The following is a 3,123-nucleotide window of genomic DNA, read 5'->3' on the forward strand; positions in this document are numbered from 1 at the left end:
AAAAACGGACATTGTTCAGCATTAGGATCTTCAGAGCGGTTGAAATACAAACTTAGCAATTCATATCCTTTGCCTTTGTAATATAAATTCTTAATGGAAGGATTCAAATTATAATGAAACAATTGACTCAAAACAATAGCCATTGAAGGACTGATGTCGCCCTCTTTATAATATTTTTTGTCTTTATTCTCGTCACTCAAAAAGGGAATATGCCCAGCGTCATTTGAAAATAACCGATGAAATTTTTGAATCGAAATTAAAATAGATATTACCCAAGTATTAGGCGCTAATTCCAAATTGAGCGGTAATTCTTTTTGAGGATTATAGAACAAATAGGACTTCTCCTCGTTCAATTCCAATATATAATTTCCTTGGTTAAAGTTGAATTTGGCTTTTCCTTTTAATCCAAAATGAAATTGAATCAGGCCATTACTCACTTCGTGCTTGGCTTGAAAACTTTCTAAACTATCGTTTTGAAACCGAATCAAAGTGAAATCCTCTTCAATAGTTATAATTTCTTGTGAACCCATAGCGATATTTTTTAAATAAAAAAATGACTTTTATCGAAAGTATTTATTTAGAATCACTCTAAATAAATCGAAAATAAACCCTCGATAACGCTACAAAAATAGCAGTTTTTATTAGAAAACAACGAATTAAATCTAAAAAAGCATACAGCGACACAAATAGAACTTTTAGCGTTACTTTTATAGAGATGATAGTAATAATTTTGTAGACTTATATGTGAAAGGGAATATATGGAAAATCATAACGGTTCAAAGCATCACTATTTTTACTCAATCGGTCTTAGCTACAAAAAAGCCGATGCTGAGATAAGAGGTAAATTTAGTTTAGACACTTTAGCTAAAACTCGTTTGCTGGAACAAGCCAAAACGGAGGGAATTAAGAGTTTATTCGTGACTTCAACTTGCAATAGAACTGAAATTTACGGCTATGCAGAACACCCTTTTCAATTAATAAAATTACTTTGCGAGAACAGCAACGGTACTGTTGAAGATTTTCAAAAAGTTGCATATGTTTTCAAAAACCAAGAAGCTATTTCGCACTTATTCCGAGTAGGAACAGGATTGGACAGTCAAATTCTGGGCGATTTTGAAATTATTAGCCAGATTCGTAATGGTTTTGCCGAAGCCAAAGCATTGGGTTTAGCCAACGCTTTTATGGAACGATTGGTGAATGCAGTAATACAATCCAGCAAAAAAATCAAAAATGAAACTGAAATCAGTTCAGGAGCCACTTCGGTATCTTTTGCGTCGGTTCAATATATTATCAAGAACGTTCCAGACATTGGAAATAAGAATATTTTACTTTTTGGAACAGGGAAAATCGGAAGAAATACTTGTGAGAATTTAGTAAAACACACCAAAAACGAGCATATCACTTTAATTAACAGAACCAAAGACAAAGCTGAGAAATTAGCTGGAAAATTGAATCTGATTGTTAAAGATTACTCGGAATTGCATATTGAATTGCAAAAAGCCGATGTGGTGGTGGTGGCTACTGGAGCTCAAAATCCTACTATCGACAAAGCTATTTTGAATTTGAAAAAGCCGTTGTTGATTTTGGATTTATCGATTCCAAAAAACGTCAATGAAAATGTCAAAGACCTTGAAGGAGTTACTTTGATCCATATGGATCATTTGTCACAAATGACAGACGAGACGTTGGAAAACAGAAAAGCCCATATCCCAGCGGCAGAAGCTATTATTGAAGAAATAAAGGATGAATTTATCGCTTGGACCAAAGTAAGAAAGTTTGCGCCAACCATCAATGCCTTGAAAGAAAAGCTAAACACGATTAAAAATTCGGAATTGGATTTTCAAAGCAAAAAAATGTCCAACTTCAACGAAGAACAAGCCGAAATCATCAGCTCAAGAATCATCCAAAAAATTACTACCCATTTTGCCAATCATTTAAAAAATGAAGACACAATGGTAGACGAGAGCATCGATTGGATCGAAAAAGTTTTTCAAATAGCAACGACTACAAAATAAAAAATGGCAAATAAAACAATACGTATTGGAACCCGTGATAGCGAACTCGCGTTATGGCAAGCCCACACTGTAGAAAAAAAGCTAAACGATTTAGGCTATAAGACCAAAATCATTGCCGTAAAATCACAAGGAGACATCATTCTCGACAAACCTTTATACGAACTAGGAATCACTGGTATTTTCACCAAAACGCTTGATATTGCAATGATCAACGGACAAGTGGATATTGCTGTGCATTCTATGAAAGACGTACCTACTGCTTTGCCTATTGGAATTGTTCAAGGGGCGGTTCTCGAAAGAGCCAATACTTTGGACATTTTGGTTCATAAAGGAAACCTTGATTTTTTAGAAGATAAAGGAACTATTGCCACAGGAAGTTTGCGCCGTCAAGCCCAATGGTGGAATAAATATCCCAATCACAACGTAGTCGATTTACGCGGAAACGTGAATACCAGAATGCAAAAGCTACAGGAAAACGATTGGAACGGAGCCGTTTTTGCCGCGGCCGGTTTAGAACGCATCAACCTGAAACCCGAAAATTATATCAATCTCGATTGGATGATTCCAGCGCCTGCACAAGGTGCAATGGTTGTTGTGGCTATGGCCAACGATGATTTTTGCCGAGATACCGTTGCGCAACTCAACGATATCGAAACTGAAGTCTGCACCCATATCGAAAGACAATTCCTGAAAACCCTCGAAGGCGGTTGTACTGCACCTATCGGGGCTTTGGCAAAATACAACGAAATTGAAGATACCATCCATTTCAACGGCGTGCTATTTTCAATTGACGGAAAGCAAAAAATCGAAGTCAACAAAATTGTTCCCATCGAAGAATGGAAGAAATTGGGTTATAATTCTGCTCAAGAAATTTTCGCAAACGGCGGAACTCAATTGATGGCAACAATAAAAGAAAGTTTAAAAAAATAAGGAGCGAGAGATTTAGGCATTTTTGGAAACACGGATTCCCGCTCTCATTCCAATCTCTCTCATTGAAAAAACGAGAGAGGATTTTCCTTTCGATCGGGGCTAGACAGAAACAATTGCTTCGCCTGTTCGCTATCGCTCGGGTGGCTTTTTCAGAATGATTCAAAAAACAAAAAATGAG

At 36.4% G+C, this 3,123-nt stretch carries 2 protein-coding genes and 1 pseudogene; 2 read left to right on the forward strand and 1 reads right to left on the reverse strand.

From position 1 onward, the window contains the following. Positions 1-530: pseudogene (locus tag VFS71_RS13505) on the reverse strand (AraC family transcriptional regulator); the annotation flags it as partial. Positions 531-758: 228 nt separating this feature from the next. Between VFS71_RS13505 and hemA the strand changes: the two are divergent. Then, positions 759-2,015, forward strand: a complete 1,257-nt coding sequence (hemA, locus tag VFS71_RS13510; protein WP_326401838.1) for a glutamyl-tRNA reductase — start codon at positions 759-761, stop codon at positions 2,013-2,015. 3 nt (positions 2,016-2,018) lie between these two features. Beyond that, complete coding sequence (gene hemC, locus VFS71_RS13515; RefSeq protein WP_326401839.1) at positions 2,019-2,945, forward strand: hydroxymethylbilane synthase; 927 nt, start codon at positions 2,019-2,021, stop codon at positions 2,943-2,945. Positions 2,946-3,123: the final 178 nt, after the last annotated feature.

It is taken from the genome of Flavobacterium sp. (assembly GCF_035760125.1).
Classification (GTDB): domain Bacteria; phylum Bacteroidota; class Bacteroidia; order Flavobacteriales; family Flavobacteriaceae; genus Flavobacterium.

Coding starts and splice junctions, on each gene's coding strand:
- hemA (WP_326401838.1), top strand. CDS start 759: ATGGAAAATCATAACGGTTCAAAGCATCACTATTTTTACTCAATCGGT.
- hemC (WP_326401839.1), top strand. CDS start 2,019: ATGGCAAATAAAACAATACGTATTGGAACCCGTGATAGCGAACTCGCG.